Source organism: Streptomyces spirodelae, assembly GCF_017676385.1.
GTDB lineage: Bacteria > Actinomycetota > Actinomycetes > Streptomycetales > Streptomycetaceae > Streptomyces > Streptomyces spirodelae.
The window spans coordinates 1-1,372 of record NZ_JAFFZN010000067.1 but is presented as its reverse complement, the minus strand read 5'-3'; the positions used below and the strand labels follow the sequence as shown (position 1 = coordinate 1,372).

Below are 1,372 nucleotides of genomic sequence, written 5' to 3'. Positions count from 1 at the left end.
TACTGCAACGACACTCCGTGATGCCCTCTGTGTCTGTAATGGCTGACGCGGGCTCGGGCTTGACTTCTTCTTCGCCATAAGGACCAAGCAAGTACGTGCTGGATGCTGTGACGGGCGGGAAAGAGGACTCGGTTAAAAAGCCGCCGGGCCTCGTTCATGGTCACGGGTATGAGAGATCGGTCGTTGCCGGTTTCTGGATCCCCTTTTTTACCTCCACCCGCAGGACCGCGAGGAAGGCAAGGGCCGCCATGGAGAGAGTTATATGCCGGTACCACGCGGTATAACCGCGGACCTGGTAGTGATCGAGTCCGGTCTCGTTCTTCGCGGTCTGAAAACACTCCTCGACCATCCACCGGGATCCCGCAATCCGCACAAGATCCTCCAGCGATGTTCCGGCTGGACAGAAGCAGATGTAGTAGGCGATGTCCGTAGGGTCGGTGGTGCTGCGCCGTGCCAGTAGCCAGTGATCCCAGCCCTCGCGCCGCCAGGGGCGAATCGCTGCTGCGGCCCAGTCGTACTCACGTGGTCCGTGAGCACCGTCACCGCAGCTCACGCGTGCCCACGTCTCGGCAGACAGCTCACCGATCAGCTTGTGTGCGCGGGCCTGGCCGAAGAATTCCATCGTCATGACCATCTGCGATTTCGGGACCGCAAGTACATGAGGGATGTCATGTTCCTCGAGCCAGACGCGAATCCTGCTTGTCTGCCCGTAGAGTTCGTCCGCAGTGACCCACTCGAACGGGATGCCGGCCTCCACTGCACGCTTCAGCATGCGCAAGCCCAGGTCAGGTTTCGTGGTGAACTCGACATCATCGCCGATACCGGCCGACCGGCAGCGCTCACGGTCCGACGTCCATTCCTTCGGGAGATACAACTCGCGGTCGATCAGCGCCCGCCCCTTCCCGGACCCGTACGCCAGAAAAACTCCCACCTGGGAATTCTCGATCCGTCCGGCCGTTCCTGAATACTGCCGGGCCACGCCGGCCGACCGGAGACCCTTCTTGAGAAATCCCGTCTCATCGAGAATGAGGATTCCCCGCTCAGAATCCCCGAGATGCTCCACCACCGCGTCGCGGACGTCATCACGCATGGCATCGGCGTCCCACAGGTAGTGGTTCAACAGCCGCTGCATGCCCTGAGGGCCGCCGTCACCGACGGCCTCCGCCAGGGTCCAGCCGTTCTTCCGCTCGGTCTCGCTGAGCAGTCCGCGCAGGTAGGACACCATCCGCCGACGGGACTCCACCCGCCCGAACCGGCCCGCGAACCGCGCCACGAAGTCACCAAATGCACCTGACCAGCCGTCAGTTATCTCTCCCAGCACGAGATGATCAACGACAACAAGCACACTCCGTCACGGAGTGTCGTTGCAGTA

General features: G+C 62.0%; 1 protein-coding gene. It reads right to left on the bottom strand.

Annotation, left to right across the window (positions count from 1 at the left end; all coding sequences use genetic code 11):
- Positions 1 to 160: 160 nt before the first annotated feature.
- On the bottom strand, positions 161 to 1,309 hold the full coding sequence (locus JW592_RS32360) for an IS701 family transposase (RefSeq protein ID WP_443742768.1): 1,149 nt from the start codon (positions 1,307 to 1,309) through the stop codon (positions 161 to 163).
- Between the last annotated feature and the right edge of the window lie 63 nt (positions 1,310 to 1,372).